The 26,070-nt window shown below is 69.3% G+C and carries 23 protein-coding genes; 14 read left to right on the top strand and 9 right to left on the bottom strand.

Annotated features, from left to right (window positions below):
• The first annotated feature begins 77 nt into the window (after positions 1 to 77).
• The 5 genes from G6N26_RS12495 to G6N26_RS12475 are packed head-to-tail and all read left to right on the top strand — an operon-like array spanning position 78 to position 5,316.
• A complete protein-coding gene (locus G6N26_RS12495) occupies positions 78 to 632 on the top strand; it encodes a hypothetical protein (RefSeq protein WP_067166041.1) in 555 nt (184 codons plus the stop codon).
• 1 nt (position 633) lies between these two features.
• Positions 634 to 2,286, top strand: coding sequence for a steroid-22-oyl-CoA synthetase (gene casI / locus G6N26_RS12490; RefSeq protein WP_083017496.1), 1,653 nt, complete (start codon positions 634 to 636; stop codon positions 2,284 to 2,286).
• Between the two features lie 58 nt (positions 2,287 to 2,344).
• Positions 2,345 to 3,913: an FAD-binding protein gene (locus tag G6N26_RS12485; protein ID WP_083017498.1), complete on the top strand. Its 1,569-nt coding sequence runs from the start codon at positions 2,345 to 2,347 to the stop codon at positions 3,911 to 3,913.
• A 17-nt stretch (positions 3,914 to 3,930) separates the two neighbouring features.
• Complete coding sequence (locus tag G6N26_RS12480; RefSeq protein ID WP_083017500.1) at positions 3,931 to 4,755, top strand: biotin--[acetyl-CoA-carboxylase] ligase; 825 nt, start codon at positions 3,931 to 3,933, stop codon at positions 4,753 to 4,755.
• 42 nt (positions 4,756 to 4,797) lie between these two features.
• Complete coding sequence (locus G6N26_RS12475; protein ID WP_083017502.1) at positions 4,798 to 5,316, top strand: PH domain-containing protein; 519 nt, start codon at positions 4,798 to 4,800, stop codon at positions 5,314 to 5,316.
• Here G6N26_RS12475 and G6N26_RS12470 read toward each other — a convergent pair.
• The gene (locus G6N26_RS12470; protein ID WP_067166022.1) at positions 5,271 to 5,930 is read right to left on the bottom strand and encodes a GtrA family protein; all 660 of its coding nucleotides are present in this window, start codon (positions 5,928 to 5,930) and stop codon (positions 5,271 to 5,273) included. The two genes, G6N26_RS12475 and G6N26_RS12470, sit on opposite strands and share 46 nt — an antisense overlap.
• Before the next feature lie 209 nt (positions 5,931 to 6,139).
• On the opposite strand from G6N26_RS12470, the gene G6N26_RS12465 reads away from it, so the two are divergent.
• The 6 genes from G6N26_RS12465 to G6N26_RS12440 all read left to right on the top strand — a co-directional run bounded on the left by G6N26_RS12465 (position 6,140) and on the right by G6N26_RS12440 (position 12,507).
• Complete coding sequence (locus tag G6N26_RS12465) at positions 6,140 to 7,312, top strand: 5-(carboxyamino)imidazole ribonucleotide synthase (protein ID WP_232067595.1); 1,173 nt, start codon at positions 6,140 to 6,142, stop codon at positions 7,310 to 7,312.
• Positions 7,305 to 7,823 carry a 5-(carboxyamino)imidazole ribonucleotide mutase gene (gene purE / locus G6N26_RS12460; RefSeq protein ID WP_067166016.1) on the top strand — a complete coding sequence of 173 codons (519 nt, stop codon included), beginning with the start codon at positions 7,305 to 7,307 and terminating at the stop codon, positions 7,821 to 7,823. Before G6N26_RS12465 ends, purE begins: the two co-directional genes overlap by 8 nt.
• An 83-nt stretch (positions 7,824 to 7,906) precedes the next feature.
• Positions 7,907 to 9,076 carry an acyl-CoA dehydrogenase gene (locus G6N26_RS12455; RefSeq protein WP_067166013.1) on the top strand — a complete coding sequence of 390 codons (1,170 nt, stop codon included), beginning with the start codon at positions 7,907 to 7,909 and terminating at the stop codon, positions 9,074 to 9,076.
• Between the two features lie 247 nt (positions 9,077 to 9,323).
• Positions 9,324 to 10,469, top strand: coding sequence for a PP2C family protein-serine/threonine phosphatase (locus G6N26_RS12450; protein WP_095577716.1), 1,146 nt, complete (start codon positions 9,324 to 9,326; stop codon positions 10,467 to 10,469).
• Entirely contained in the window at positions 10,466 to 12,067 is a 1,602-nt protein-coding gene (locus G6N26_RS12445; protein ID WP_067166006.1) for a sensor histidine kinase, read from the top strand. The genes G6N26_RS12450 and G6N26_RS12445 overlap by 4 nt, the downstream gene beginning before the upstream one ends.
• A complete protein-coding gene (locus G6N26_RS12440; protein WP_067166000.1) occupies positions 12,064 to 12,507 on the top strand; it encodes a response regulator in 444 nt (147 codons plus the stop codon). The genes G6N26_RS12445 and G6N26_RS12440 overlap by 4 nt, the downstream gene beginning before the upstream one ends.
• 27 nt (positions 12,508 to 12,534) lie before the next feature.
• On the opposite strand, the gene pstA is transcribed toward G6N26_RS12440, so the two are convergent.
• The 5 genes from pstA to G6N26_RS12415 all read right to left on the bottom strand — a co-directional run bounded on the left by pstA (position 12,535) and on the right by G6N26_RS12415 (position 17,597).
• A complete protein-coding gene (gene pstA / locus G6N26_RS12435) occupies positions 12,535 to 13,383 on the bottom strand; it encodes a phosphate ABC transporter permease PstA (protein WP_083017507.1) in 849 nt (282 codons plus the stop codon).
• Between the two features lies 1 nt (position 13,384).
• The gene (pstC, locus tag G6N26_RS12430; protein ID WP_067166102.1) at positions 13,385 to 14,410 is read right to left on the bottom strand and encodes a phosphate ABC transporter permease subunit PstC; all 1,026 of its coding nucleotides are present in this window, start codon (positions 14,408 to 14,410) and stop codon (positions 13,385 to 13,387) included.
• 22 nt (positions 14,411 to 14,432) lie between these two features.
• A complete protein-coding gene (gene pstS / locus G6N26_RS12425) occupies positions 14,433 to 15,551 on the bottom strand; it encodes a phosphate ABC transporter substrate-binding protein PstS (protein ID WP_083017509.1) in 1,119 nt (372 codons plus the stop codon).
• 68 nt (positions 15,552 to 15,619) lie between these two features.
• On the bottom strand, positions 15,620 to 16,753 hold the full coding sequence (gene pstS, locus G6N26_RS12420; RefSeq protein WP_083017511.1) for a phosphate ABC transporter substrate-binding protein PstS: 1,134 nt from the start codon (positions 16,751 to 16,753) through the stop codon (positions 15,620 to 15,622).
• Positions 16,754 to 16,790: 37 nt separating this feature from the next.
• Positions 16,791 to 17,597 carry an ATP-binding cassette domain-containing protein gene (locus G6N26_RS12415; protein WP_083017513.1) on the bottom strand — a complete coding sequence of 269 codons (807 nt, stop codon included), beginning with the start codon at positions 17,595 to 17,597 and terminating at the stop codon, positions 16,791 to 16,793.
• 189 nt (positions 17,598 to 17,786) lie between these two features.
• Between G6N26_RS12415 and pstS (G6N26_RS12410) the strand changes: the two genes are divergently transcribed.
• Positions 17,787 to 18,893: a phosphate ABC transporter substrate-binding protein PstS gene (gene pstS / locus G6N26_RS12410; protein ID WP_067165982.1), complete on the top strand. Its 1,107-nt coding sequence runs from the start codon at positions 17,787 to 17,789 to the stop codon at positions 18,891 to 18,893.
• Between the two features lie 32 nt (positions 18,894 to 18,925).
• Positions 18,926 to 20,911: a serine/threonine-protein kinase PknD gene (locus G6N26_RS12405; RefSeq protein ID WP_145013608.1), complete on the top strand. Its 1,986-nt coding sequence runs from the start codon at positions 18,926 to 18,928 to the stop codon at positions 20,909 to 20,911.
• Between the two features lie 3 nt (positions 20,912 to 20,914).
• On the opposite strand, the gene G6N26_RS12400 is transcribed toward G6N26_RS12405, so the two are convergent.
• The gene (locus G6N26_RS12400) at positions 20,915 to 22,111 is read right to left on the bottom strand and encodes a CoA transferase (RefSeq protein WP_083017517.1); all 1,197 of its coding nucleotides are present in this window, start codon (positions 22,109 to 22,111) and stop codon (positions 20,915 to 20,917) included.
• A gap of 15 nt (positions 22,112 to 22,126) precedes the next feature.
• On the bottom strand, positions 22,127 to 23,041 hold the full coding sequence (locus G6N26_RS12395; RefSeq protein ID WP_083017519.1) for a class I SAM-dependent methyltransferase: 915 nt from the start codon (positions 23,039 to 23,041) through the stop codon (positions 22,127 to 22,129).
• Between the two features lie 158 nt (positions 23,042 to 23,199).
• Between G6N26_RS12395 and G6N26_RS12390 the strand changes: the two genes are divergently transcribed.
• The gene (locus G6N26_RS12390) at positions 23,200 to 23,850 is read left to right on the top strand and encodes a cation efflux transmembrane domain-containing protein (protein WP_083017521.1); all 651 of its coding nucleotides are present in this window, start codon (positions 23,200 to 23,202) and stop codon (positions 23,848 to 23,850) included.
• Between the two features lie 3 nt (positions 23,851 to 23,853).
• On the opposite strand, the gene ctpC is transcribed toward G6N26_RS12390, so the two are convergent.
• A complete protein-coding gene (gene ctpC, locus G6N26_RS12385) occupies positions 23,854 to 26,064 on the bottom strand; it encodes a manganese-exporting P-type ATPase CtpC (RefSeq protein WP_083017523.1) in 2,211 nt (736 codons plus the stop codon).
• Between the last annotated feature and the right edge of the window lie 6 nt (positions 26,065 to 26,070).

The raw sequence follows: 26,070 nt of genomic DNA, 5'->3' as shown, positions 1-26,070 counted from the left end.
CGCTCGTCGGGCGGAGCGGCGAATACGGGCGACGGCTGGCGGATGACCGCGAGCCCCGGATTCGTGATGATGACCGCATGGCGATCATCGACCCCACCCGGACCTGGGAGCCGCTGGAGAGGCGGCTGGCCGAAACCACCAACGAGCGGCACCGGGCGGTGCTCAGCGTGGTGATCGAGCACATGAAGGCCGAGGCCGCACCGGATTTGGAGCGGCTGATGGCGACGCTGAGCCCCGAGCCCGCCTACCACTTTTGGCACGGCGCGCAGGATGTGGGCGCGAAAACCACCGACGGGGTGCGCGGCTACTACGTCGACTTCCTGGCGACCCGCACCAACGTTCTCGAGTTCGAGGTGCAGCGGCTCGTCGTTGATGACGACTGCCTGGTGACCGAGGGCCTGCTCAAGCAGCTGTACCCGGCGGCGGAGCTGACCCGCATCCTCGGGATGCCGGTCGACGACCCCGACGGGGACTACCTGGTGGTGTTCCGGCAGCTGCTGCTGTGGCCAATCGACCACAGCGGCAAGATCATTGGTGAGGACTCCTACAACTCGGGCGTGGTCAGCGTGACCAAGCTGTCCCGCGACGAGCTGCCGCAGGAGTACCTGGACCTCGTGCACGCGTCGGCCTGAGATGGCCGCCGACATCGCGACGATGCTCCTCGATCGCCTCGGTGACGAACACGTCGGGCTGCGCACCCGCGACCGCGACTGGACCTGGGACGAGGTGGTCCGCGAATCCGCCGCGCGCGGCGCGTTGGCCCAATCGATGCGCCGTGACGGGCCGTTTCACATCGGCGTCCTGCTGGACAACGTGCCCGACTTCGTCTTCTGGCTCGGCGGCGCGGCGTTGGTGGGGGCGACGGTGGTGGGCATCAACCCGACCCGCGGCGCCGCCGAGCTGGCCGCGGAGGTCCGGCACACGGACTGCCAGATGATCGTCACCGACGCCGCGGGGACGCAGCGATTGCGCGGGCTCGGCCTGGAGCTGGACGGTGATCGGTTTCTGCAAGTCGACGACGACCCCGGCTACCGCGGGCGCATCGAGGCCCACCGCGGTCAACCCGCCGTCGCGGCGGGGGTGGGCCCGGAATCGTTGTTCCTGCTGCTGTTCACCTCGGGGACGACGGGTGCGTCGAAGGCGGTCAAATGCAGCCAGGGCCGGCTGGCCTGGATCGCGACGGCGGCCGGCGAGAAGTTCGGCCATGTCCGCGCCGACGTGGAGTACTGCTGCATGCCGCTGTTCCACGGCAACGCGATCATGGCGCTGTGGGCGCCGGCGCTGGCCAACGGCGCCACGGTGTGCCTGACGCCCGCGTTCTCGGCGTCGCGGTTTCTGCCCGACGTGCGCTACTTCGGCGCGACGTTCTTCACCTACGTGGGCAAGGCGCTCGCCTATCTGATGGCCACGCCCGAGCGGCCCGACGATGCCGACAACCCACTGGTCCGCGGCTTCGGCACCGAGGCGTCACCGGACGACCAGGCCGAATTCCGGCGCCGCTTCGGCGCGGAACTGCTGGAGGGCTACGGCTCCAGCGAGGGCGGCGGCGCCGTCACACACGATCCCGACGCACCGCCCGGCGCGCTGGGCCGGCCGGCCCACCCCGGCGTCGCGGTGGTCGACCCGCAGACGCTGACCGACTGCCCGCCCGCGCTGCTCGATGAACACGGCCGGGTGCGCAACCCCGACGAGGCCGTGGGCGAGATCGTCGACAAGGCGGGCACCCGGACGTTCGAGGGCTACTACAAAAACGACGACGCCGACGCCGAGCGGATCCGCAACGGCTGGTATTGGACCGGCGACCTCGGGTACCGCGACGAGGCGGGCTTCCTGTACTTCGCCGGCCGCCGCGGCGACTGGATCCGGGTCGACGGCGAGAACACCTCCGCGCTGACGATCGAGCGTGTCCTGCGCCGGCACCCGGACGTGGTGGCCGCCGGGGTTTACGCGGTGCCTGACCCGCGGTCCGGCGATCAGGTGATGGCGGCCCTCGAGGTCCCCGACCCCGAGGGATTCGATGCCGCAGGGTTCGCCGCCTACCTGTCCGGTCAGAAAGACCTGGGCCGCAAGGGCGTTCCCCGGTTCCTGCGGCTGTCGGCGAGCCTGCCCGTCACCGGCTCCAACAAGGTGCTCAAGCGCGTGCTGCAACGACAGCGCTGGCGCACCGACGAACCGGTATACCGGTGGGCCGGGCGGGGAGCGCCCGCCTACCACCGGATGAGCGCCGACGAAAAGCGCTCGCTCGACGCGGAATTCGCGTCGCACAGCCGGCAGCGCTACCTGTGACCGCGCCCGTCGACGCCTGCCGTTCGAGTCGGGCGCGGCGGCGAGGTAGTCTCCGCTGATGGACGCCCGCCTGTTGGGAACCGCGGACTGGGCGGCCGAATGCGACGTGCTGGTCGCGGGATCGGGCGGTGGCGGCGTGACCGGTGCGTACACCGCGGCGCGCGAAGGCCTCGACGTGCTGCTGATCGAGGCGACCGCGAAATTCGGTGGCACCACGGCCTACTCCGGCGGCGGCGGCGTCTGGTTCCCGTGTAATCCGGTGCTGCTGCGCGCCGGCACCGACGACACCATCGAGGACGCGCTCACCTACTACCGCGCCGTGGTCGGTGATCGCACGCCGCGCGAGCTGCAGGAGACCTTCGTCCGCGGCGGCGCCGGGCTGATCGAATACCTGGAGGCCGACCCGAACCTGAAATTCGTGCCGCTGCCGTGGCCCGACTACTACGGCAAGGCGCCAAAGGCGCGCCTGGACGGCCAGCGCCACATCGCCGCCAAGCCGCTGGCGGTGGCCGCCGCCCCCGAATTCCGTGACGCGATTCGCGGGCCGCTGGACACCGACCGGCTCGGCGCCGAACCGCCGTCGGACTACTACGTCGGGGGCCGCGCCCTGATCGCCCGGTTCCTCAAGGCCATCGGCCAGTACCCGACGGCGTCGCTACAGCTCGACACCGCACTGGTCGAACTCGTGCTGTCCGACGGCCGGGTCACCGGCGCGATCGTGGAGACCGGCGGGCAGCGCCGCGCCATCCGGGCCCGCCGGGGCGTGCTGCTGGCCGCCGGCGGCTTCGAAGGCAACGACGAGCTCCGCCAGAAGTACGGGGTGCCGGGCGCCGCGCGAGACACCATGGGCGGCCCGGGAAGTCGCGGCCTGGCGCTGCAGGCCGGCATCGCCGCCGGCGCGGACACCGACCTGCTGGACCAGGCGTGGTGGTCGCCGGGCATGACCCATCCCGACGGCCGGTCCGCTTTCGCGTTGTGGTTCACCGGCGGCATCTTCGTCAACCAGGACGGCGACCGGTTCGTCAACGAGTCCCGCGCCTACGACCGGGCCGGCCGCGAGATCATCGCGCAGCTGGCCGATGGCTCAATCACGTTGCCGTACTGGATGATCTACGACGACTCCGAGGGAGAGGTGCCGCCGGTCAAGGCGGCCAATGTCTCCATCGTCGAGACCGAGAAGTACGTCGCCGCCGGCCTGTGGCACTCCGCGGACACCCTCGAGGAACTGGCCGCCAAGATCGGGGTGCCGAGCGAGAAGCTGGCGGCAACGGTAAAGCGGTTCAACGGTTTTGCCGCCTCCGGCGTCGACGAGGACTTCGGCCGCGGCGACGAGGCCTTCGATCGCGCGTTCTCGGCGGGCGCCTCGCCGCTGGTGCCCATCGAAAAGCCGCCGTATCACGCCGCGGCGTTCGGCATCTCGGACCTGGGCACCAAAGGCGGCCTGCGCACCGACACCGCGGGGCGGGTGCTCGACACGTCCGGCGACCCCATTGCGGGCCTGTACGCGGCGGGCAACACGATGGCCGCGCCCAGCGGCACCGCGTATCCCGGCGGGGGCAACCCGATCGGGACGAGCATGCTGTTCAGCCACCTGGCCGTGCTGGACATGCGCGACCGTCGGTCCTGAGTTCTAGGCTGGGTCCGGTGACAGACCGAGATCAACTTCGAGCACCACTGGACGCCGCCGCGCTGCGCGCCGAGTTGATCGGCACCGGGTTGGGCTGGCGTCAGCTCGACGTCGTCGAGCAGACCGGATCCACCAACGCCGACCTGTTGGCGCGGGCGGCGTCGGGCGCCGACGTCGCGGGCGCCGTGCTGATCGCCGAGCACCAGACCGCCGGGCGGGGGCGGCACGGCCGCGGCTGGTCGGCCACGCCGCGCGCCCAGATCACGATGTCGGTCGGTGTCAGCGTCGTGGACGTCCCGAGCACGGGGTGGGGCTGGCTGCCGCTGGCCACCGGGGTGGCGGTGGTCGACACCGTCGCCCCGCTGCTGGAAGGGTCCGGGGCCCGGGTGGGGCTCAAGTGGCCCAACGACGTGTTGGCCGGGCCGGCGGATTCGCCGGGCAAGCTGGCCGGAATCCTCGCCGAGGTGGCCAAGCCGGTGGTGGTTATCGGCTTGGGGCTCAACGTGACTCAGTCCGCCGACGAGATCGAGGGGCCCGGCGCGACGTCGCTGCTCGATCTCGGCGTCGCCGACCCCGACCGCACGCAGCTGGTGTCCGCGCTGCTGCGGGAGCTGGGGCGGCGGATCGTGGCCTGGCGTGCCGCGCGCGGCGCCGACTGGGCGCTGGCCGCCGACTACCGGGCGCGCAGCCTGACGCTTGGCAACCGGGTGCGCGCGCACCTGCCCGGCGGCAAGCAGATCGACGGCACCGCAACCGCCATCGACGACCAGGGCCGGCTCTGCCTGGACAGCGGCGGCCAGACCGCCGTCGTCGCGGCGGGCGATGTGGTGCATTTGCGCTAGTTACCCGCGGATCGTCGCGCCGCGCCGCTAAGGTCTGCGGGCATGGGCTATCCGGACAATGTGCTGGCCGCCGGCGAGCACGTCATCGTGCACCGCCACCCGCACTGGAAGCGGTTGATCTGGCCGGTACTGGTTCTCATCGGAGTGACCGGGCTGGCGGCGTTCGGCTCCGGATACCTCAACTCGACGCACTGGGAGCAGCTCGCCAAGAACATCATCTACGGCGTCATCTGGGGAATCTGGCTGGTGATCGTCGGCTGGCTGACGCTGTGGCCCTTCGGAAGCTGGCTGACAACCCATTTCGTGGTGACGAACCGGCGGGTGATGTTCCGGCACGGCGTCCTGACGCGCACCGGAATCGACATCCCGCTGGCCCGGATCAACAGCGTGGAATTCCGCGACCGGATCACCGAACGGATGTTTCGCACCGGGACGCTGATCATCGAATCGGCGTCACAAGATCCGTTGGAGTTCTACGACATTCCGCGGCTGCGCGAGGTGCACGCGCTGCTGTATCACGAAGTCTTCGACACCCTCGGTTCCGAGGAATCGCCGAGCTGACCCAGCCGGCCCGCCCGATTGCGCCAGGCGCGCAACAGGGTGACGTTTCCACCCTCGATCTCGTCTTCGAAGATCTCGGCAATACCACCGGCGGTGAGGGCGGATTCCAGGGCCTTGTCCGGAGTGCGGGCAAACTGGTCCGGAAATACCCAACGGCGGAACGCCCAGAAGCGGAACGCCATCTGTAGCAGGTTTCCGATGATGTAGGCCGAGATGAAGTCGGCGACGTTTTCCACCGCCAGCGACACCGTCGGCTCGCGCAGTTGCAGCACGTAGCTGGAGAACCACAGCGGCGCCATGGACAGCAGCACCCCCACGCCGCTGAACGCGAAGAACAGCAGGGCCTCGTGGTGGCGCTCGCGCCCGCCGCGGTTGCGGAAGCTCCATTCCCGGTTCAGCACGTAGGACGCGATGACCGCGACGATGCCCGCGATCACCTTCGCGGTCACCGGTTTTGGTTCAAGAATTGTCAGCTTGAGCGTGTAGAAAATCGCCGAGTCGATGACGAACGTGGTGCCGCCGACAATGGCGAATTTGATCAGTTCGTGGTGGCGTAGCAAATAGGGCTGCAAAACCCTTGGCAGACGCGCGATCGTGGCTTCGGCGAAGGACACAACACGTCAGTGTACGGACGGACACAAATTAGACGCAAAATCGTACATAACAATTCGGTGTCGGCGCCGGTCAACACGCCTTTGGCGGCGGTAGGCGCAGCCGTGACACGATGATGGCCGTGCCGAGTACACGCCCGTCGGGCGCAGCCCCCCTCGTATCGCGCCCCGCAGCCGCCCGAGCCGTGCCCCGCGTCACCCCCGTCGTCGCGATGGTCGGTGGCGGTCAGCTCGCCCGGATGACCCACCAGGCGGCGATCGCGCTGGGCCAGACGCTGCGCGTGCTGGCCACCGACGCCGGGGAATCGGCCGCGCTGGTCGCTCCCGATGTGGTGATCGGTTCGCACACCGATCTCGAGGACCTGCGCCGGGTGGCCGAGGGTGCGGACGTGCTGACGTTCGACCACGAGCATGTGCCGACCGAATTGCTGGACAAGCTGGTCGCCGAGGGCATCAACGTCGCGCCGCCGCCGCAGGCGCTGGTGCACGCCCAGGACAAGCTCGTGATGCGCCGGCGGTTGGAGGCGCTCGGCGTTCCCGTGCCCCGCTACGCCGAGATCCGCAGCGTCGACGAACTCGACGAGTTCGCGCGCGTTATCGCCGGCCCCGTGGTGGTCAAGGCGATCCGCGGCGGCTACGACGGGCGCGGGGTGCGGATGGCCCGCGACCCTTTGCACGCCCGCGAGATCGCGACCGACTTCCTGGCCTCTCGCGTGCCGGTGATGGCCGAGGAGCAGGTGAACCTGCGCCGCGAGCTGTCCGCCCTGGTGGCGCGATCGCCGTTCGGCCAGGGCGCGGCCTGGCCGGTCGTCGAGACGGTCCAGCGCGACGGGATCTGCGTGCAGGTGATCGCCCCCGCCCCGAACCTGCCCGACGGTGTGGCCGCCGACGCGCAGCAGCTGGCGCTGCGGCTGGCCGGCGAGCTCGGGGTGGTCGGCGTGCTCGCGGTCGAGCTGTTCGAGACCGATGACGGCGAGCTGCTCGTCAACGAGCTGGCGATGCGGCCGCACAACTCCGGGCACTGGACCATGGACGGTTCGCGCACCAGCCAGTTCGAACAGCACCTGCGCGCGGTGCTGGACTATCCGCTCGGCGACACCGACGCGCTGGCGCCGGTGACCGTGATGGCCAACGTGCTGGGCGCCGCGACGCCCCCGCCGATGAGCCTGGACGAGCGGCTGCACCACCTGTTCGCGCGGATGCCCGACGCGCGCGTCCACCTCTACGGCAAGCAGGAACGCCCCGGCCGCAAGGTCGGCCACATCAACTTTGTCGGCGTGGACCCCGCGCACGAAAGCGTGGCGAAGCTGCGGGAACGCGCCGACCTGGCGGCACACTGGTTGTCACACGGGCAGTGGACGGACGGATGGGATCCACATGAGTAGCGATCGGCAGGCTCGCGTCGGCGTCATCATGGGCAGTGACAGCGACTGGTCGGTGATGCAGGACGCCGCGGCGGCGCTGGCCGAATTCGACGTGCCGGCCGAGGTCCGGGTCGTCTCGGCGCACCGCACCCCGCAGGTGATGTTCGACTACGCCCGCGAGGCGGCCGGGCGTGGCATCGAGGTGATCATCGCGGGCGCCGGGGGAGCTGCGCACCTGCCCGGCATGGTCGCGTCCGCGACGCCGCTGCCGGTGATCGGCGTGCCGGTGCCGCTCGCGCGGCTCGACGGCCTGGACTCGTTGCTGTCGATCGTGCAGATGCCCGCCGGCGTCCCGGTGGCGACGGTCTCTATCGGCGGCGCCCGCAACGCCGGCCTGCTCGCCGTACGCATCCTCGGGTCGTCCGACCCCGCGCTGCGGGCGCGGATCGTCGACTTCCAGCAGCAGCTGGCCGAGACCGTGCGGGCCAAGGATGAGGCCCTGCAACAGCGCCAGGGTAAAGTTACCGACTAGTAGCTTGGCGACGAGGCGCGCCGCGCCCGCGCAGGAGTCGGGCGGTTCGGCAGGGCGCCAAAGGAGAGCGTAGGAGGCTCAAGATGGCTGGATGGGCCGGAAACCCGACCTTTGATCTGTTCCAGTTGCCCGAGGAACACCTGGAATTGCGGGCGGCGATCCGCGCGCTGGCGGAAAAGGAAATCGCCCCGCACGCCGCCGACGTCGACGAGAATTCCCGCTTTCCCCAGGAGGCGCTGGAGGCCTTGAACGCCTCGGGATTCAACGCCGTGCACGTGCCCGAGGAGTACGGCGGGCAGGGCGCTGACTCGGTGGCGGCGTGCATCGTGATCGAAGAGGTCGCCCGCGTCGACGCGTCGGCGTCGCTGATCCCCGCGGTCAACAAGCTGGGCACGATGGGGCTGATCCTGCGCGGCGCCGACGAGCTCAAGAAGCAGGTGCTGCCATCGATCGCGGACGGCTCGGCGATGGCGTCCTATGCGCTTTCCGAGCGCGAGGCCGGCAGCGACGCCGGGTCGATGCGGACCCGGGCCAAGGCCGACGGGGACGACTGGATCCTCAACGGCGCCAAATGCTGGATCACCAACGGCGGCAAGTCGAGCTGGTACACGGTGATGGCGGTGACCGATCCGGACAAGGGCTCAGGCGGCATTTCGTCGTTCATGGTGCACAAGGACGACGAGGGATTCAGCGTCGGGCCCAAGGAGAAGAAACTCGGCATCAAGGGTTCGCCGACCACCGAGCTGTACTTCGAGAACTGCCGCATCCCCGGCGATCGGATCATCGGCGAGCCGGGCACCGGCTTCAAGACCGCGCTGGCGACGCTGGACCACACCCGGCCCACCATCGGCGCGCAGGCCGTCGGCATCGCCCAGGGCGCGCTGGACGCCGCCATCGCCTACACCAAGGACCGCAAGCAGTTCGGCCGCCCGGTCAGCGACAACCAGGGCGTGCAGTTCATGCTCGCCGACATGGCGATGAAGGTGGAGTCCGCCCGGCTGATGGTCTACCACGCCGCCGCCCGCGCCGAGCGCGGCGAATCCCATCTGGGCTTCATCTCCGCGGCGTCGAAGTGCCTGGCCTCCGACGTCGCGATGGAGGTCACCACCGACGCGGTGCAACTGTTCGGCGGCGCCGGCTACACCATCGATTTCCCCGTCGAGCGGATGATGCGCGACGCCAAGATCACCCAGATCTACGAGGGCACCAACCAGATTCAGCGCGTCGTGATGTCGCGGGCGCTGCTGCGCTGAGAGTTCCTCAGGGCTGTTGGGAAATCGCCGCCCGCACCGCATAGGATCTCCACGGCGCGTGAAGTCCACGCCGACGGTCGGTAAACAGTCACCGACTCTCCCGTCCGACCGCCGCCACCGAAGCAATGGTCGAACCGCGGCCAGGGGGTCTTGCAGTGCAGAACGTGACTTCCCACACCCGTCCACAGATGGCCGGGAATTGATACCGGCGCGTGCTCCGGTCACGCCGACGGCGAGTTGGCAATCCTTGTCATTGCTTTTGGTCGAGGACGACCGCGCCGACGCATTGCTCGTCGAAGATCTGATCACCGACGCGGCCACCGACATCAAGGTGGTGTGGGCCAAGTCGATGGCGGACGCGGAACGCGAGCTGGAAGCCGCCCGCCCCGATTGCGTGCTGCTAGATCTGCACCTGCCCGACGCCAGCGGGATCGACGCGCTGGACCGCGTCGCCAAGCTCGACCCCACCGTCCCGATCGTCGTGCTGACCGGGCTCAACGACGAGTACTTCGGGGCCTCCGCGGTTGCCGCCGGCGCCCAGGACTACCTGGTCAAGGGCCGGGTCGAGCCGGAGATGCTGCGCCGCGCGCTGCTGTACGCGATCGAGCGCAAGCGCGCCGAGCTCATCGCCGCCGACCTGCACGCGACCCAACTGCGGGCCCGGGAGAACGCGCTGCTCGAACGCGGACTGCTGCCCTCCCCGCTGCTGCTGGACAACCCGGGCGTCGACATCGTCGCGCGCTACCGGCCCAGCCGTGAAGACGCGTTGCTCTGCGGCGACTTCTACGACGTCGTCCAGACGCCCGACCGGATCGTGCACGTCCTGATCGGCGACGTCGCCGGGCACGGCCCGCACGAGGCGGCCCTGGGCGCGGCGCTGCGGATCGCGTTCCGCACGCTCACCTTCGCCGGAGTGCACGGCGTCGACCTGATGCGGCAGCTCGAGCGGGTGCTGTATTCGGAACGCACCGCCACCGGCATCTTCGCGACCGTGCTGAGCCTCGAGATCTCCCCGGATCGCCCACAGGTGAGCGTCATCCGCGCCGGGCATCCCGGGATGCTGCTGCAGGGGGGCGGCGCGGTGGAGTGGGTCGAGCCCCCGGGCGGGCCGGCGCTGGGCCTGCACGCCGGCGACTGGCCGCGCCACGAGCTTCAGCTGGCCGCCGGCCACGGCCTGCTGTTGCTGACCGACGGTCTCTACGAGGGCTATTCGGGGGAGGGAAGCGAGCGGCTCGGCGAGGACGGCCTGCTGGAGCTGGCCCGCTCGCACGTTGACCGACCCGGCCCGGCGTTCGTCGACGCGCTCATCGACGGCGCCCAGGAACTCGCGGAGCCGCGCGGGGGCCTCACCGACGACATCGCCGTGCTCCGAATCGAGAGGACCACCACGTGACGGCACCGCGGCCGCTTCGGCTCGAGCAGCTCACCGTGCGGGGGTGGCTGGCCCTCGTCCTGTGGATCATGGGCGCGACGGTGCTCCTCGGCGCGGTGGTCGGCGGGGTGTTGCTGGATCGCACCGACCAGGTGTCGCGCCAGGTGGGCGAGGACATCCAGCCGGCGCGCGTCGAGGCGACCCACCTGCAGGCGGCCCTGCGGGACCAGGAAACGGGCGTGCGCGGTTACCTGATCTCCGCCGACCGCCAATTCCTCGCGCCGTATTACGACGGGCAGCGCGCCGAACGGGCGGCCGCCGACGAGATTCGGCGGCTGGTGGGCGGGCGCGCGGAGCTGATGGCCGACCTGGACGCGGTCGAAACCACTGCCGCGGACTGGCGGACCAGCTATGCCGAACCGGTGATCGCAAGCGTGACCCCGAAGGCTCCGACCGTCGTCAGTACCTCGATGGCCGACGTCGGTAAGGCCAAATTCGACCGGCTGCGAGTGCTTTTCGACACGCAGAACACACACCTGGCGAATGCGGCGAGCGGCGCCGTCGACGAGCTCAACGACATCAACGGCTGGCGCGACTGGGTGCTGGGCGCGATGGTGCTGATCGTCTTGGGCGCGGCCCTGCTGCTGGGGTTGCTGAGCCGCGCGGCGATCACCCGGCCGATCGCGAACCTGGCCGCGGCGTGCCGCCGGATCACCGAAGGCAACTTCGACGAAGTCATCGCCGCGCCCAGGCGTCCCAAGGACATTCGCAACATGGCCATCGACGTCGAGAACATGCGCAAGCGCATGGTCGAAGAGCTCGACGTGTCCCGTTCGGCCCAAACCCTGCTCGACGAGCAGACCGCCGAATTACGCCGCTCCAACACCGAACTCGAGCAGTTCGCCTATGTCGCCTCCCACGATCTGCAGGAACCGCTACGCAAGGTGGCCTCCTTCTGCCAGCTGCTGGAGAAGCGGTACGGCGACAAGCTCGACGAACGCGGCATCGAATACATCGGGTTCGCGGTCGACGGCGCCAAGCGCATGCAGGCGCTGATCAACGACCTGCTCACCTTCTCCCGGGTCGGGCGGCTGGGCACCACGGAGACCGAGGTGCAGCTCGACGCGGCGCTCGAGGCGGGCCTGGCCAACCTGGCCATCGCGATCGAGGAAACCGACGCCGAGGTGGTGCGGCCGGCCGAGCCGCTCCCGGAGATCGTGGGCGATCCGACACTGCTGACGATGCTGTGGCAGAACCTGATCGGCAACGCGATCAAGTTCCGGCACAAGGATCGCGCGCCCCGCGTCGTCATCGAATGCGCACCCGGCGAGGGCACGCACGACGGCGAGTGGTTGCTCAGCGTGTCGGACAACGGCATCGGCATCCCGGAGGAATTCTCCGACAAGGTTTTCGTCATCTTCCAGCGGCTGCACGGCCGAGAGGTGTACGCGGGCACCGGCGTCGGGCTTGCGTTGGTCAAGAAGATCGTCGAGCACCACGGCGGCACCGTGCGGATCGACACGTCCTACACCGAGGGGACGCGATTCGAATTCACCTTGCCCATGCCCATGCCCGCCGAGGAAGAGGACCCAGTCGCTTTGGAAGGAGCGCATCAGTGACAACGCCCGAAGGCAGAGCGATCGACATCCTGTTGGTCGAAGACGACCCGGGGGACGAGCTCATCACGCGAGAAGCGTTCGAGCACAACAAGCTCAAGAACAGGCTGCACGTCGCGCACGACGGGGAAGAGGGGCTCAACTACCTCTACCGGCGCGGCGAGTTCGCCGACGCGCCGCGGCCCGACCTGATCCTGCTGGATTTGAACCTGCCCAAATACGACGGCCGCCAGCTGCTGGAGAAGATCAAGTCTGACCCCGACCTGGCCCAGATCCCGGTCGTCGTGCTCACCACCTCCTCGGCCGAGGAGGACATCCTCAAGAGCTACAAGCTGCACGCCAACGCCTACGTCACCAAACCCGTTGACCTGGACCAGTTCATGAAGGCGGTCCGGCAGATCGACGAATTCTTCGTTCAGGTGGTGCGGCTGCCTACCGGCTGAACGACGCTGTGCGGCAACCGAATCGGACTAGGCGGATTCCGAGTGCCGTCGCGCGAACCAGGTGATCAGCCGTCCGAGGAAGATCAGCAGCAACACGAACACGATCAGCAGGAACGCCGCGTCGTAGGACAGGTCGCGGGCCGCCTTCGACGGCAGGTTGTAGAACGTCCAGATCGGGTAGGTCAGGTAGCCGACCGGTGAGTCGGTGAGCTTCCCGCTCGGGGCCGAGTTCGACCAGCCCGCGGTGTACAGCATCGGCGCCGTCTCGCCGACCGCCAGCGCGAGCGCCACCAGCAGCCCGGTGACGATGCCGGGGATCGCCGACTTGAGCACGATCTTGCGCAGCGTCCAACCGAGCGGCAGCCCGAGCGCCTCAGCCCCCTCCCGGTAGGACGTGGGCACCTGGGACAGCGCGGACTCGGTGGCCTTGGCGATGTAGGGGATGCTCATCGCCGAGAGCGTCAGCACCCCGGCCGCCAGGGAGAACCCCCATCCGAACTTCACCACCAGCGCCAGGTAGCCGACGTAGCCGAGCACGATCGATGGGATGCCGGACAAGATCTCGTAGGCGCCCCGCAGGATGGAACGCGTTCTGCCGCGGGCGAATTCGGAGAGATAGATCCCGGTCAGCACACTGACGGTGCCCCCGACCAGCATGACGCCGACGCCGATGACCACGGTGCCGATGATGGCGTTGCGCAGGCCGCCGCCGTTGCCGCGGGTGTCGGTCACCAGCACGCTCCAGGTGAACACGGGCAACGCGCGCCCGATGACTTCGAACAGCATCCACAGCGTCGGCACGACCACCACCGCCAGGCAGCACACGCAGGCGACCCAGAACAGCGCGTTGACGACCTTGCGTCGGGTACCGACCATGTCAGACACCTCGTCCCACCGGCAGCGCGGTGCCCGATACCCGGCGCACCATCGCGCGGGCCGCGACGTTGGTGAGCAACGTGATCAGCATCAACACCAGGGAGACCTCGGCGAGAGTCTTCACGGCGAAGTCGGTGAAGTCGGTCATCGCCGAATCCAGCTGCGAGACAACGGTGGCCGCGATGGTGGTCATCGTCGCGTAGATGTTGGTGGGTATCGCGCCCAGCACCGCGCCCGACACCATGGCGACGGCCATCGTCTCGCCCAGCGCGCGGCCCAGGCCGAGCACCACGGCGCCGACGATGCCGCTGGACACCCACGGCAGGGTGACCCGCCGCGCGCACTCCCAGTCGGTCATCCCGAGCGCGACGGCGCCCTCGCGGGGCAGCACCGGCACCTGCCGGATCAGGTCGCGGGTGGTGCTGGCGATGATGGGGATGACCATCACCGCCAGCACCAGTCCGGACACCAACAGGCCCTCGCCGTTTCCGGTGTTGCCGCGCAGGTAGCTGAGCACCGGCACGTCGGGGGCGTTGCGGGCGATCACCGGGGCCACGTAGTGGGCGATGAACGGCCCGAATGTCATTGCGCCCCAAAGACCGACGATGACGCTGGGGATGCCGGCGAGCAATTCCAGCACCATCCCGATGGCCGACGCGAGACGCTTCGGCAACCGCTCCACGATCACCAGCGCCGCCCCGATCGACACCGGCACCCCGATCACCAGGGCGATCGCCGAGGTCGCCAGGGTGCCCACGATCAGCGGTAACGCCCCGTAGTAGGCGCCGACGGGATGCCGGACGCCGCGGGTGACGACGGCGTCGCCATAGGTGTTGCCGGGATTCCACTCGGTGGCGGTGAAAAAGTGCAGCCCGTTGACCCTGATCGCGGGCAGCGCCTCGAGAAGCAGCGTCGCGAGCACGAACACGAGCGCGAGCAGCGGAACCACCGCGCCCACCGCACCCAGGGACCGGATGGCCAGGCCCGGGCGGCGCGCGCCGCGGATCCGCTGCAGCGCGCCGCCCATCGTGAAGTCGGTCACCTAACCCCTACTGGCCGCTGATTTTCGCGATCTGGGCGTCCGACAGCTTCGCCACGTCGGCTGGCAGCGGCTGGAAGTGAACCTTGTCCAGGAACGAGGCGTTGTTGCCGTCGCCGATCGCCCAGTGCAGGAACGCCTGCAGGCTCTGGGCGGTGGCCGCGTCCTTCTGGCCGCTGTTGACGATGGCGTACTCGTAGTTGACGATCGGGTAGCCGTCCGGCGCCGGGCCGTTGATCAGCGAGATCGCCTGGTTCGCCGGGGTTTTCGAGGCGAAGCCCGCGGCCGCGGCCTGGATGCTCTTGGCGTCGGGCAGCAGGTACTTGTCGGAGGCGTTGGCCAGCTGAGCCTCGCCGAGCCCCTTCTGCTGGGCCTGGTCGAGGAAGCTGATGCCGATGTAGGCCACGCAGCCCGGGGTGTCCGCGCAGCCGGTCACCATGCCGCCGTTGCCGTTTTCGCCGAGCGCGCCGGGCACCGTCGGGAAGGCGACGGTGGTGCCGAAGCCGGGCGACTTGCCCCAGCCGTCGGGGTCCTGCTTGGACAGGTACTGGGTGAACAGGAAGGTGTCACCGGAGCCGTCGGAGCGGTGCAGCGGAACCACCGGCGTGGGCGGCAGATTCACGCCGGGGTTCAGCCCGGTGATCTGCGGGTCGTTCCAGGTCTTGACGGAGCCGTTGTACATGCCGGCCAGCACCTTGCCGTTGAGCTTGACGTGCTCGGTGACGCCGGGCAGGTTGTAGTTGATCTGCTGCGCGGAAATGGCCAGCGCGATGTTCATCAATCCCTTGTGCGCGGCCATATCGCCCTCGGACAGGTAGGCGTCGGAGGCACCGATTTCGACGGCCCCGGCCGCGGCCTGGGAGATTCCGGTCCCGGAGCCGGTGCCCTGGGTGGTGATCGTGACGTTCGAGTACTTGTCGTGGTAGGCGGGGCCCCACAGGTTGAACAGCGGGTACAGCAGCGTGCTGCCGGTCTCGGCCAACGTCACCGGCGATGATGCCGGCGTCGTCGCGACCGGGCCGCCGGCGCCACCGCCCTGACTCGGCGCGCCGTTCTGCGAGTTCGAACCACACGCAGCCGCGGCCAACACCAATGGTGCGGTCGCGGCCGCCGCCAGCAACCTACTCATACGAACTTTCACGGTCTTCTCCCTTTCTCTTTCCTTTAGATCCCTTGCGTCCCTTTGAGCTTCGGTGCTCATCCGCTGATCTTGGCGATCTGGGCATCCGACAACTTGACCACCTCGGCCGGTAGCGGCTGGAAGTGAACCTTGTCCAAAAACGAAGGGCCGTTGCCCTCGGTGATCGCCCAGTGCAGGAACGCCTGCAGCGTCTGGGCGGTGGCATCATCGCGCTGGTTGTCGTTGACGATCGCGTACTCGTAGTTGACGATCGGGTACCCGTCCACCGCCGGGCCGTTGATCAGCGAGACCGCCTGATTCGCCGGGGTTTTCGAGGCGAAGCCGGCGCCCGCGGCCTGGATGGTCTTCGCCGTGGGCAGCAGGTATTTGCCGGCGGCGTTGCCCAGCTTGGCCTCGCCGAGGCCGTGCTCGTCGGCCTCGTCGAGCGAGCCGATGCTGGTGTAGGCCACGCAGCCGGGGTTCGCGGCGCACCCGGTCACCATGGCACCGTCGCCGTTCTCGCCCAGCGCACCGGGCACCGCCGGGAAGGCGACGGTGGTGCCGAAGCCGGGCGAGTGGCCCCAGCCGTCGGGGTCCTGCTTGGACAGGTACTGGGTGAACTGAAACGTGCTGCCGGACCCGTCGGAGCGGTGCAGCGGCACCACCGGGGTGTCGGGGAGCTGCAGGCCGGGGTTGATACCGGCGATCTGGGGATCGTTCCAGGTCTTGATCGCGCCCCGGTACATGCCGGACAGCACCTTGCCGTTGAGCTTGAGGTGCTGATGCACGCCGGGCAGGTTGTAGTTGACCTGCTGGGCCGAGATGGCCAGCGCGATGTTCATCAGCCCCTTGTGCGCGGCCATGTCGCCCGCGGACAGGTAGGCGTCGGAGGCGCCGATGACCACCGCCCCTGCCGCGGCCTGGGAGATCCCGGCGCCCGAGCCGCTGCCCTGGGTGGTGATGGTCACGTTCGGGTACTTCGCGCGGTAGGCAGCGCCCCACTCGCTGAACAACGGGTAGAGCAGCGTGCTGCCGGTTTCCGAGAGCTCCATCCTGGACGTCGCCGGGGCGGTGGCGACGCTGCCGGAGGCCGGCCCGGTGCTCGACGCACCACGCCCGGCGGTCTCGGCGTGCGAACCGCACGCCGCGATCCCCAGGGCCGGGGGCCCAATGGCCACCAGACCCAGCAGCGTACCCAGACGACTCTTCACGTCCTCGCTTCCTCTTCCCCGGCGAGACCCTTTCCCGCTATTGGCTTTCTGAGACGCTTTCCGAGACCCCGGCCGCGTGCGAGGAGCCCTGATCCGAGCCCTGTGCCGGCCGGAACGGGGCGAAGTAGCGGACGGTCTCCTCGTGCTTGGGCGACAGGAACAACTGCTTGGTCGGCCCCTCCTCGACCAGCCTGCCCTCGAAGAAGAAGGCGGTCCGGTCGCCGGTGCGGGCGGCCTGCGCGAGATCGTGGGTGACCATGATCACGGTCAGGCGGTCGGCGAGTGATCGGATGAGCCCCTCGATCTTCTCGGTGGTGGTCGGGTCCAGCGACGAGGTGGGCTCGTCGAGCAGCAGCACGTCGGGGTTGACGGCGAGCGCGCGGGCCAGGCACAACAACTGCTGCTGGCCACCGGAGAGCCGGAACGGGGAGTCGCCGAGCCGATCCTTGACCGCGTCCCAGAGGCCGACCTCGGTCAGCCGGGCCTCGGCGACATTCTTGAATTGCTTGCGCGGCGCCATTTTGTGCGCGCGCACGCCGGCCACCACGTTGTCCATGATCGACATCGGGAACGGGTTGGGACGCTGGAACAACATGCCCACGCTGCGGCGAAACTCCATCAGGTCGCGGTCGGCGAAGATGGTGCGCCCGCCCAGCAGGACGTCGCCGCTGTGCCGGAATCCGGAAACCTTGTCGTTCATCCGGTTCAGGGTGCGCAGGAAGGTGGTCTTGCCCGAGCCGGTCGGGCCGAGCAGGGTGGTGACGGAGCGGGCGGGGAAGTCGAGGCTGACCTGTTCGAGGACGGTTTTGGGGCCGAAGCCGAGAGTGAGGTCGACCGCGCGCATGGGCTGGCCACCATCATCGGCGACAGGTGCCGCAACTGCGGCCGGTAGCTGTTGTTCGCGACGCATTGACAACCGATGCTACGTGTTTGCGCCCGGCGCGCGGTCACCGGCCATTAACCTCTTATTCTTTGTCAAGGGTTTGTATATTCGCGATTGGTTAACTTTTGTTGACGATCGAAGAGGAGTTTCGTGAGGTTCGCTCGATCTGGCGTCGCACTGAGCCTGGTGGCCACCGCCGCCCTCGCGCTGGCGGGATGCGGCGACAACAACTCGTCGTCGGGATCGAATGCCAAGTCGGCGCCGGTGGATTGCGGCGGTAAGAAGGTCCTCAAAGACAGCGGCTCGACCGCGCAGCAGAACGCGATCGAGCAGTTCGTCTACGCCTACGTCCGGGCCTGCCCGGGTTACACGCTCGATTACGACGCCAACGGCTCGGGCGCCGGCGTGACTGAATTCCTCAACAACCAAACCGATCTCGCCGGTTCCGATGTCCCGCTGGACCCGTCCACCGGTCAAAACGACCGGGCCGCGCAGCGGTGCGGTTCGCCGGCGTGGGATTTGCCCACGGTGTTCGGGCCGATCGCGGTCACCTATCACCTGTCCGGGGTGAGCGGGCTGAAACTGGACGGGCCCACCGTCGCGAAGATCTTCAACGGCACCATCACCAAGTGGGACGATCCGGCGCTGAAGGCCGTCAATTCCGGCCTCAGCCTGCCGTCGACGCCCATCACGGTCATCTTCCGCAGCGACAAATCCGGCACCACCGCCAACTTTCAGAAGTACCTCGACGGCGCGTCGGACGGCGCCTGGGGCAAGGGCGGCAGCGAGGTGTTCAACGGCGGCGTCGGCCAGGGCGCCAGCGGCAACAACGGCACGTCGGCGCTGCTGCAGAACACCGAGGGGTCGATCACCTACAACGAGTGGTCTTTCGCGGTGGGCAAGCAGCTCAACATGGCGTCGATCATCACCTCGGCGGGCCCGGACGCGGTGCCGATCACCAAGGACTCCGTCGAGAAGACGATCGCCGGGGCGACCTTCAAGGGGCAGGGCAACGACCTGGTGCTCGACACCTCGTCGTTCTACAAGCCCACGCAGTCCGGCGCGTATCCGATCGTGCTGGCGACGTATGAGATCGTCTGCTCGAAGTACCCCGACACGGCGACCGGGGCCGCCGTGAAGGCCTTCATGCAGGCCGCGATCGGGCCGGGCCAGGAGGGTCTGGACCAGTACGGTTCCATCCCGCTGCCCAGCTCCTTCACGGCGAAGCTGTCAAGCGCGGTCAATGCGATTTCCTGACGACGTGAAGGACGAACGAAGGAGGCTCGACGGTGAGCGATAGCGGGCCGGCCGCGCGCGTCGGGTCCTGGTTCGGCCCCTATCGGCTGGTGCGACTTCTGCGTCAGGGCGGCATGGGTGAGGTGTACGAGGCCGAGGACAGCCGCAAGCGGCGCATGGTGGCCCTCAAACTGATCTCGCAGCAGTTCACCGGTAACCCGGAGTTCCGTGCGCGCCTGCAGCGCGAGGCCGATATCGCTGGACGGCTGACCGAACCGCATGTGGTGCCGATCCACGACTACGGCGAGATCGACGGGCGCTTCTTCGTGGAAATGCGCCTGGTCGACGGCGTCGATCTGGGCACGCTGTTGCACCGCGACGGGCCGATGGCCGCGCCGCGGGCGATCGCCATCATCCGCCAGGTCGCCGCCGCACTCGACGCCGCGCACGCCGCCGGGGTGACGCACCGCGATGTCACCCCGGGCAACATCCTGATCACCGGCAGCGACTTCGCCTACCTGGCGGATTTCGGCATCGCGCGCGCCGCGACCGATCCGGGGCTGACCCAGGTCGGGACCGCGATCGGAACGTATTACTACATGGCCCCGGAGCGATTCACCGACGACGAGGTCACCCACAGCGTCGACATCTATTCGCTCGCATGTGTGTTGAGCGAGTGTCTGACCGGCACGCCGCCATACCGGGCTGACACGATCGAACGGCTGGTCGCCGCGCATCTGACGAAGACGGCCCCGCCGCCCAGCCAATTGCGTCCCGGCGCCTTCCCGCCCGCCCTGGATCAGGTGATCGCCAAGGGCATGGCAAAACACCCCGGGGAGCGCTACCGCACCGCGGGCGAATTCGCCGCCGCCGCCCATGACGCGCTGACCACGTCCGAGCAGCACAAGGCCACCACGATTCTGCGCGAGGGGGAAAACGCGGCCCAGCACGCAGACGCATCGGCCCAGCGCCCGCCGCACCAGCCGCAGTCCTGGCCCGGCGCCGAGACCATGGCGGGTCCGGTTGCCCCGCGCACGGGCGGCACCGGGTGGCCCGAGCACACCGGCCAGAACCCGTCGCTGATCCGCTCCGCCCCAACGACATTCGGCCACACCTACGGGTCAGAGCCGGACTTCAGGAGGCCCCCTGTGCCCATGGACCCCAAACGCAAGCAGTGGATCATCGTCGGCGCCATCGCGCTCGTCGCCCTCGTCGCGTTCATCGTGGCGGTCGCCGGTTACCTGTCCACGCGGTCCTCGGGCCCGGCACCGGAGGCGTCCGGACAAAGCGTGTTGCCCTTCAACGGGATTGACTTCCGTCTCTCCCCGGGCGGGGTGGCGCTGGACAGCGCCGGGGATGTCTACGTCACCAGCGAGGGCATGTACGGGCGGGTGGTCAAGCTGACGGCCGGCTCGAACGCCACCACGGTGCTGCCGTTCCACGGGCTCTACCAGCCGCAGGGCCTGGCCGTGGACGGGGCGGGCACGGTGTACGTCGCCGACTTCAACAACCGGGTGGTCAGCCTGGCCGCGGGCTCCAACGACCAGAAGGTGCTGCCGTTCGACGGTCTGAGCTATCCCGAGGGTGTCGCGGTCGACAGCCAGGGCGCGGTGTACGTCGCCGACCGCGGCAACAGCAGGGTGGTGAAGCTGGCGGCGGGTTCCAAGACCCAGACCGAGTTGCCGTTCAGCGGACTGAAGAACCCCGACGGTGTCGCCGTCGACGCCGCGGGCACCGTGTACGTCGCAGACACCGACAACAACAGGATCGTCAAGCTCGACGCCAATTCGAACACCCAGGCGGAGTTGCCTTTTCAAAACATCTCCGTGCCGTGGGGCATCGCGGTGGACAACAGCGGCACGGTCTACGTCACCGAGCACGACAAGAGCGACGTGCTCAAGTTCCCGGCGGGCTCGAACGCGCCGACCGTCCTGCCGTTCAACGGACTCAACACGCCCTTGGCGGTGGCGGTCGACAAGGACCGCAACGTCTACGTCGCCGACCGCGGCAACGACCGGGTGGTCAAGCTGACGCCATAAGGCTCACGACGCGGGTTGCGGTGCGTCCAGGTACTTTTCGGTGTGCTGCCCGAGGGCCGGGGGAGGGTCGGTGGCGTCAGCGTCGAAGCTCGAATACCGCGCCGGGGTGCGGATCACGGTGACGGCGTCCTCGCCCTCGCCGACCGGCAGGGCGAGCTCGTTCTCCGCGAACAGCTCGGTGCCGACCACCTGCTTCCAGGTGTAGGCGTGGCAGGCCATCAGGCCACCCTCCTGCAGCAGCCGGACCCATTCGTCGGCGGTCTTGGCGGCCAGCGCCTTCTCGAGTTCCTCGGTCAGCTCCGGATAGTTGAGCGCCCGGGCGCGCTGGTCGATGAACCGTTCGTCGTCGCGCATGTCGGGGCGGCCGATGATCTCGCACAGCTTGTCCCAGTGCTTGGGCACGTACGCGCTGATGACCAGGTAGCCGTCGGCGGCCTTGAAGGCGTCCGAGGGCTGGGTGGCGAACCCGACACCCTTGCGCCGCTTGGGTTTTGGCGCCGAATCCGCAGGCTTGGCTTCGGCGTTCGGCTTGTTCAGGTGGATGGTCAGCTGGCTGGCCTGCAGGCTGACCGCGACGTCGTACATCGCGACGCGCACGACGTCGGCCACCCCGTGGCGCTCGCGGTTGAGCAGCGCTGCCAGCACCGCCTGCGCCAGCACGTGGCCGCTGGCGGCGTCGACGAGCTGGAACGGAATGATCTGGGGTTTGCCGCTGGGCGTGGGCATCCCGGTGGTCATGCCCGATTCGGCGGCGACCATCAGGTCCACGCCGGGCCGGCTGCCCTGCGGACCGTTGCCGCCGTAGGCGGACAGGCGCGCGTAGATGAGTTTGGGGTTGCGGGCCTGCAGCTCGTCGGGTCCCAGGCCCATGCGTTCCATCACGCCGGGCCGAAACCCTTCCAACACAACGTCGGCGGTGTCGACCAGCCCCATGATCTGCTGCTTGGCCTCGTCGCTGCGCAGGTCCGCCATCACCGACTTCTTGCCCCGGTTGTGGGGCAGGAACAGGGTGGCCAGCGGCGGGCGGCCGGGTAGCACCGCGGTGATGTGGCGGGCCGCCTCACCGACGGGCGCCTCGACCTTGATGACCTCGGCTCCCAGGTCGGCCAGCACCTGGCCGGCCATCGGCCCGGCGATGTTCTGGGTGAAGTCGAGTACCCGGAATCCGTCAAGCGGCTTGGGTGGCTTGCTGTTTGGCACGGTTTCCGCCTTCCCTTAACGCGCCGCGTTGCGCACCGCGGTGCAGTAGTAGTTCTGGGCGAAGGGCGCCTCGGGGTCCGTCGATTGCAGCGGCAGCCCCGTGTTGGCCAGCAGCTGATTCAGCGGGGTGCGCACCGGCTGCCAGCCCTTGTGCTGCAGGTAGGTCGCCACGTCGTTGCGCGGCCCGGGAAAGCCCAGATCCCCCAGGGCGATGTCGAGGCCGTTGCGCCGCCACTTCTCGCTCGCCGCGTTCAGCGCGTCCCCGCTGGTGCCCGTGTTCGCGAACACCTCGGCCACCAACTGGCTGCCGTCGGCGGACAACGCGGTGATGTTGTCCAGCAACCGGTCCTGAGCGTCGGGCGGCAGGAAGCCGATCAGGCCCTCGGCGGCCCAGGCGGCGGGCCGCCCGGTGTCGAAGCCGGCCTGGCGCAGCGCCGACGGCCAGTCGTGGCGCAGGTCGACCGGGACGGCGCGCACCTCGGCGGTCGGCCGGGCGCCGAGCTCGGCGATGGTGGCGGCCTTGAATTCGAGGACCTGCGGCTGGTCGATCTCGAACACCGTGGTGCCCGCGGCCCAGGGCAGCCGGTAGGCGCGCGCATCCAGACCCGACGCCAGGAGGACCACCTGGTGGATGTTCGCGGCGCCCGCCTCGGCGAAGAACGCGTCGATGTAGCGGGTGCGGGCGGCCAGCATGTCGGTCATGCGCTGCATGCCCCACGCCGCACCGGGCTCGTCGACGTCGTCGGAGTCGAATTCACCGGCGGCCCACCGGGTCATGAAGTCGACACCGACCGCGCGCACCAGCGGCTCGGCGAACCGGTCGTCGATCAGCCCGTCCCGGGTGGCGCGGGCCCGTCCCGCGGCCACCATGGTGGCGGTTGCGCCCACGCTGGTCGCCAGGTCCCAGGTGTCGTCGTCGGTGCGCGCCATCGCGGAAATCCCTTCGGGTCTACTGGTTAGCCACAATAACTACCAACGTGGGACGGCGACGCACGGCCCGGGCCCGGCAGGGTCGGCGGCGCGACACAGATCGATCACGGCCGGGTGTCGTGGTCCTGCCTCCGCTGCGCGCTCGCTAGCCTGGCCCAATGACCACTTCGGCTGCCGTCGCGCGGGAATGCACCGCCGCGCACGACGCCGGCTGGCGGCGCGGCGCGGCGTGGGCGCGGCGGCTGGCATGGTTCAGCCTGGCCGTGGTGCTCGTCGAGGGCGCCGTCGGGCTGTGGCAGGGACTCTCGGTCGGCTCGGTAGCCCTGACCGGGTGGGCGCTCGGTGGGGCGTCGGAGGCGCTGGCCAGCGCCATGGTGGTGTGGCGGTTCAGCGGCGCGCGCACCTTCTCCCCGAACGCCGAGCGGCGCGCCCAACGCGGCGTCGCGGTGTCGTTCTGGCTGACCGCCCCCTACATCGCCGCCGAATCCCTCCGCGAGCTGGCCGGTGAACACCGCGCCGAGACATCGGTGATCGGCATCGCCCTGGCCGCCCTCGCGCTGCTGCTCATGCCGGTGCTGGGCCGCGCCAACCACCGGCTGGGCGCGCGGTTGGACTCGGGTGCCACCGCGGCCGAGGGGATCCAGAATTACCTCTGCGGCGCCCAGGCCGCCGGGGTGCTGATCGGCCTTGCCGCGACGGCGCTGTGGTCGAGCGCATGGTGGGTCGACCCCGCGGTGGGGCTTGCGATCGCCGGTATCGCCGTGTGGCAGGGCGTGCGCGCCTGGCGCGGCGAGCAGTGCGGCTGCTGAGCGTTACAGCTCAGTCGCAGTCTCGCGCGGCGCATCCAACCGGTAGCGGATCAGCCGGGAGCTGTTGGCCACCACCGCCACCGACGACGCGTTGTGCAGGATCGCGGCCAGCACCGGGGACAGCGCGCCGCCCGCGCCGATGATCAGCCCGGCGGCGTTGACGGCGATGGACATGCCATAGTTCTGCCGGATGACGTCGACGGCGCGGGCCCCCAGGTCCCGCACGTCGAGCAGGCGGTGCAGGTCGTCATTGGCCAGCGCCACGTCGGCGGTCTCCACGGCGACGTCGGTTCCGGCCAGCCCCATCGCGATGCCGATGTCGGCGGCCGCCAGCGCGGGCGCGTCGTTGATGCCGTCGCCGACCATGCCGACGATGTAGCCCTCGTCCTGCAGTTCGCGCACCGCCGCGAGTTTGTCCTCCGGCATCACCTCGGCGCGCCACTCGTCGATCCCGAGTTCGCCCGCCACCACCTCGGCGATGTCCGGGTGATCTCCGGTGAGCATCACGATCCGGCGAATGCCGTTGGTGCGCAGCTTCGTCAGCACCCCGGCGGCCTCCGGCCGCACCTCGTCGCGCAGGCTGATCAACCCCACCAGCGTGCCGTCGACCGCCAGCAGCAGCGGCGTCTCGGCCTGGCGTCGCAGCCTGTCCACCCAATCCGACGCCTTCTTGGACACCCTGACCTTTTCCGAGCGCAGCAGCCCGGGGCTGCCCAGCAGCAAAGTCCGGCCGTCGGCCCAGGTCCGCATGCCCAGCCCGACCAGCACCTCGCACTCCTCATGCGGCGGGATGGTGATGTGGCGCTCCTCGGTGGAGCGGATCACCGCCTCGGCCAGCGGGTGGCGCGAGTGGATCTCCGAGCTGGCCGCGTAGGCCAGCACCTGCTCGGGCTGCCAGTCCTTGTGCAGCGCAATGATATTGGTGACGACCGGCCGTCCGACGGTGAGCGTGCCGGTCTTGTCGAACACGATCGCGTCCACCCGGCCGGCCTGCTCGAGGTGCGAACCGCCCTTGATCAAGATCCCGCGGCGCGCGCCGTTGCCGATCGCGGCGCTGATCGCCGTCGGGGTCGCCAAACCCACCGCGCACGGGCAGGCGATCAGCAGCATCGTCATCGCCCGGCGCACGTCGCCGGTGATCACCAGCGTGATGGCCGAGACGATGAACGAGGTGGGAACGAAACGGCGGGAGAAGTTTTCGCCGATGGTCTGGATCGGTGCCCGGTCGTGCTGCGCCTCTTCGACCCGGGTGATGATGCGCCCGATGGTGGTCTGATTGCCCACGGCGCTGGCCCGCACCACCAGCCGCCCGCGCACCACCACCGAACCGGCGTGCACGTGCATGCCGGCCACGATGCTGACGGGCAGGTTCTCCCCGGTGATCGCGGACTGGTTGACCACCGCCTCGCCGTCGACCACCTCGCCGTCGACCGGGATCGCGACGTGGTCGTGCACCACCACCTCGTCGCCGATCTGCACGGTGTCGATGGGCACCTGGACTTCGTTGCCGTCATCGAGCCGGAGCCACGCCGTGTCCTGGCTGCCGCGCAACAGCTCCGAGATGGCCCGGCGGGTGCGTCGCAGGGTCAGGTCCTGCAGGTACTCGCCGATGTTGAGCAGCCACAGCACGGTCAGCGCGACCACGTTCTCCCGCAGCACCAGGCTCGCGACGGTCGCCGCGGAGACCAGCGCGTCGGTGCCGGCCCGCCCGGAGCGCAACGAGCGCAGCGCGCCGCGCAGGAAGGGGTAGCCGGTGAAGACGGTGACGCCGGTGGCGAACAGCCGGCCGCTGGGGCCGAGCAGCGGCGGGCGCGCGAACACGTAGCGGCGCACCCCGAGCAGGGCCAGCGCCGCGCCGCCGATCACCATGCGCAGCACGTCGGCGTTGCGGATCTCCGACGAATGCGGCGCGCGCGCCGGGATCAGTTCGGCGGCGACGTGGGCCGCGTCGCCGATGGCCGCCAGCACCGCGGACCGGTCGCAGCGGCGGGGCGAGTACCAGACCACCACCGACCCGGTGCGCGGGTAGGCGTGCACCACGCGCACGCCCTCACATTTGGCGACGGCCTCCTCGACGGCCACGGCGCGCCGCGAATCGGCGCGCACCCAACCGACCGCGACCCGCATCCGTCCGGCGGCATCGGAGATCACCTGCGGGGCGGGGTCTTTCGCCCGCGCCTCGTCCGCAATGTCGGGGACTAGGGCCAGGTCCATAGCGGC

Origin of the sequence: Mycobacterium marseillense, from assembly GCF_010731675.1 — a bacterium.
Classification (GTDB): Bacteria; Actinomycetota; Actinomycetes; order Mycobacteriales; family Mycobacteriaceae; genus Mycobacterium; species Mycobacterium marseillense.
Note: the sequence above shows the minus strand (reverse complement) of the source record. Positions and strands in the feature narration are given on the sequence as shown.

Coding starts and splice junctions, on each gene's coding strand:
- G6N26_RS12465 (WP_232067595.1), top strand. CDS start 6,140: ATGGTCGGTGGCGGTCAGCTCGCCCGGATGACCCACCAGGCGGCGATC.
- G6N26_RS12390 (WP_083017521.1), top strand. CDS start 23,200: ATGACCACTTCGGCTGCCGTCGCGCGGGAATGCACCGCCGCGCACGAC.
- G6N26_RS12495 (WP_067166041.1), top strand. CDS start 78: ATGGCGATCATCGACCCCACCCGGACCTGGGAGCCGCTGGAGAGGCGG.
- pstS (WP_083017509.1), bottom strand. CDS start 15,551: ATGAGTAGGTTGCTGGCGGCGGCCGCGACCGCACCATTGGTGTTGGCC.
- ctpC (WP_083017523.1), bottom strand. CDS start 26,064: ATGGACCTGGCCCTAGTCCCCGACATTGCGGACGAGGCGCGGGCGAAA.
- pstC (WP_067166102.1), bottom strand. CDS start 14,410: ATGGGCGGCGCGCTGCAGCGGATCCGCGGCGCGCGCCGCCCGGGCCTG.
- G6N26_RS12475 (WP_083017502.1), top strand. CDS start 4,798: ATGGGCTATCCGGACAATGTGCTGGCCGCCGGCGAGCACGTCATCGTG.
- G6N26_RS12455 (WP_067166013.1), top strand. CDS start 7,907: ATGGCTGGATGGGCCGGAAACCCGACCTTTGATCTGTTCCAGTTGCCC.
- purE (WP_067166016.1), top strand. CDS start 7,305: ATGAGTAGCGATCGGCAGGCTCGCGTCGGCGTCATCATGGGCAGTGAC.
- pstA (WP_083017507.1), bottom strand. CDS start 13,383: ATGGTCGGTACCCGACGCAAGGTCGTCAACGCGCTGTTCTGGGTCGCC.
- G6N26_RS12485 (WP_083017498.1), top strand. CDS start 2,345: ATGGACGCCCGCCTGTTGGGAACCGCGGACTGGGCGGCCGAATGCGAC.
- G6N26_RS12415 (WP_083017513.1), bottom strand. CDS start 17,597: ATGCGCGCGGTCGACCTCACTCTCGGCTTCGGCCCCAAAACCGTCCTC.
- G6N26_RS12395 (WP_083017519.1), bottom strand. CDS start 23,041: ATGGCGCGCACCGACGACGACACCTGGGACCTGGCGACCAGCGTGGGC.
- casI (WP_083017496.1), top strand. CDS start 634: ATGGCCGCCGACATCGCGACGATGCTCCTCGATCGCCTCGGTGACGAA.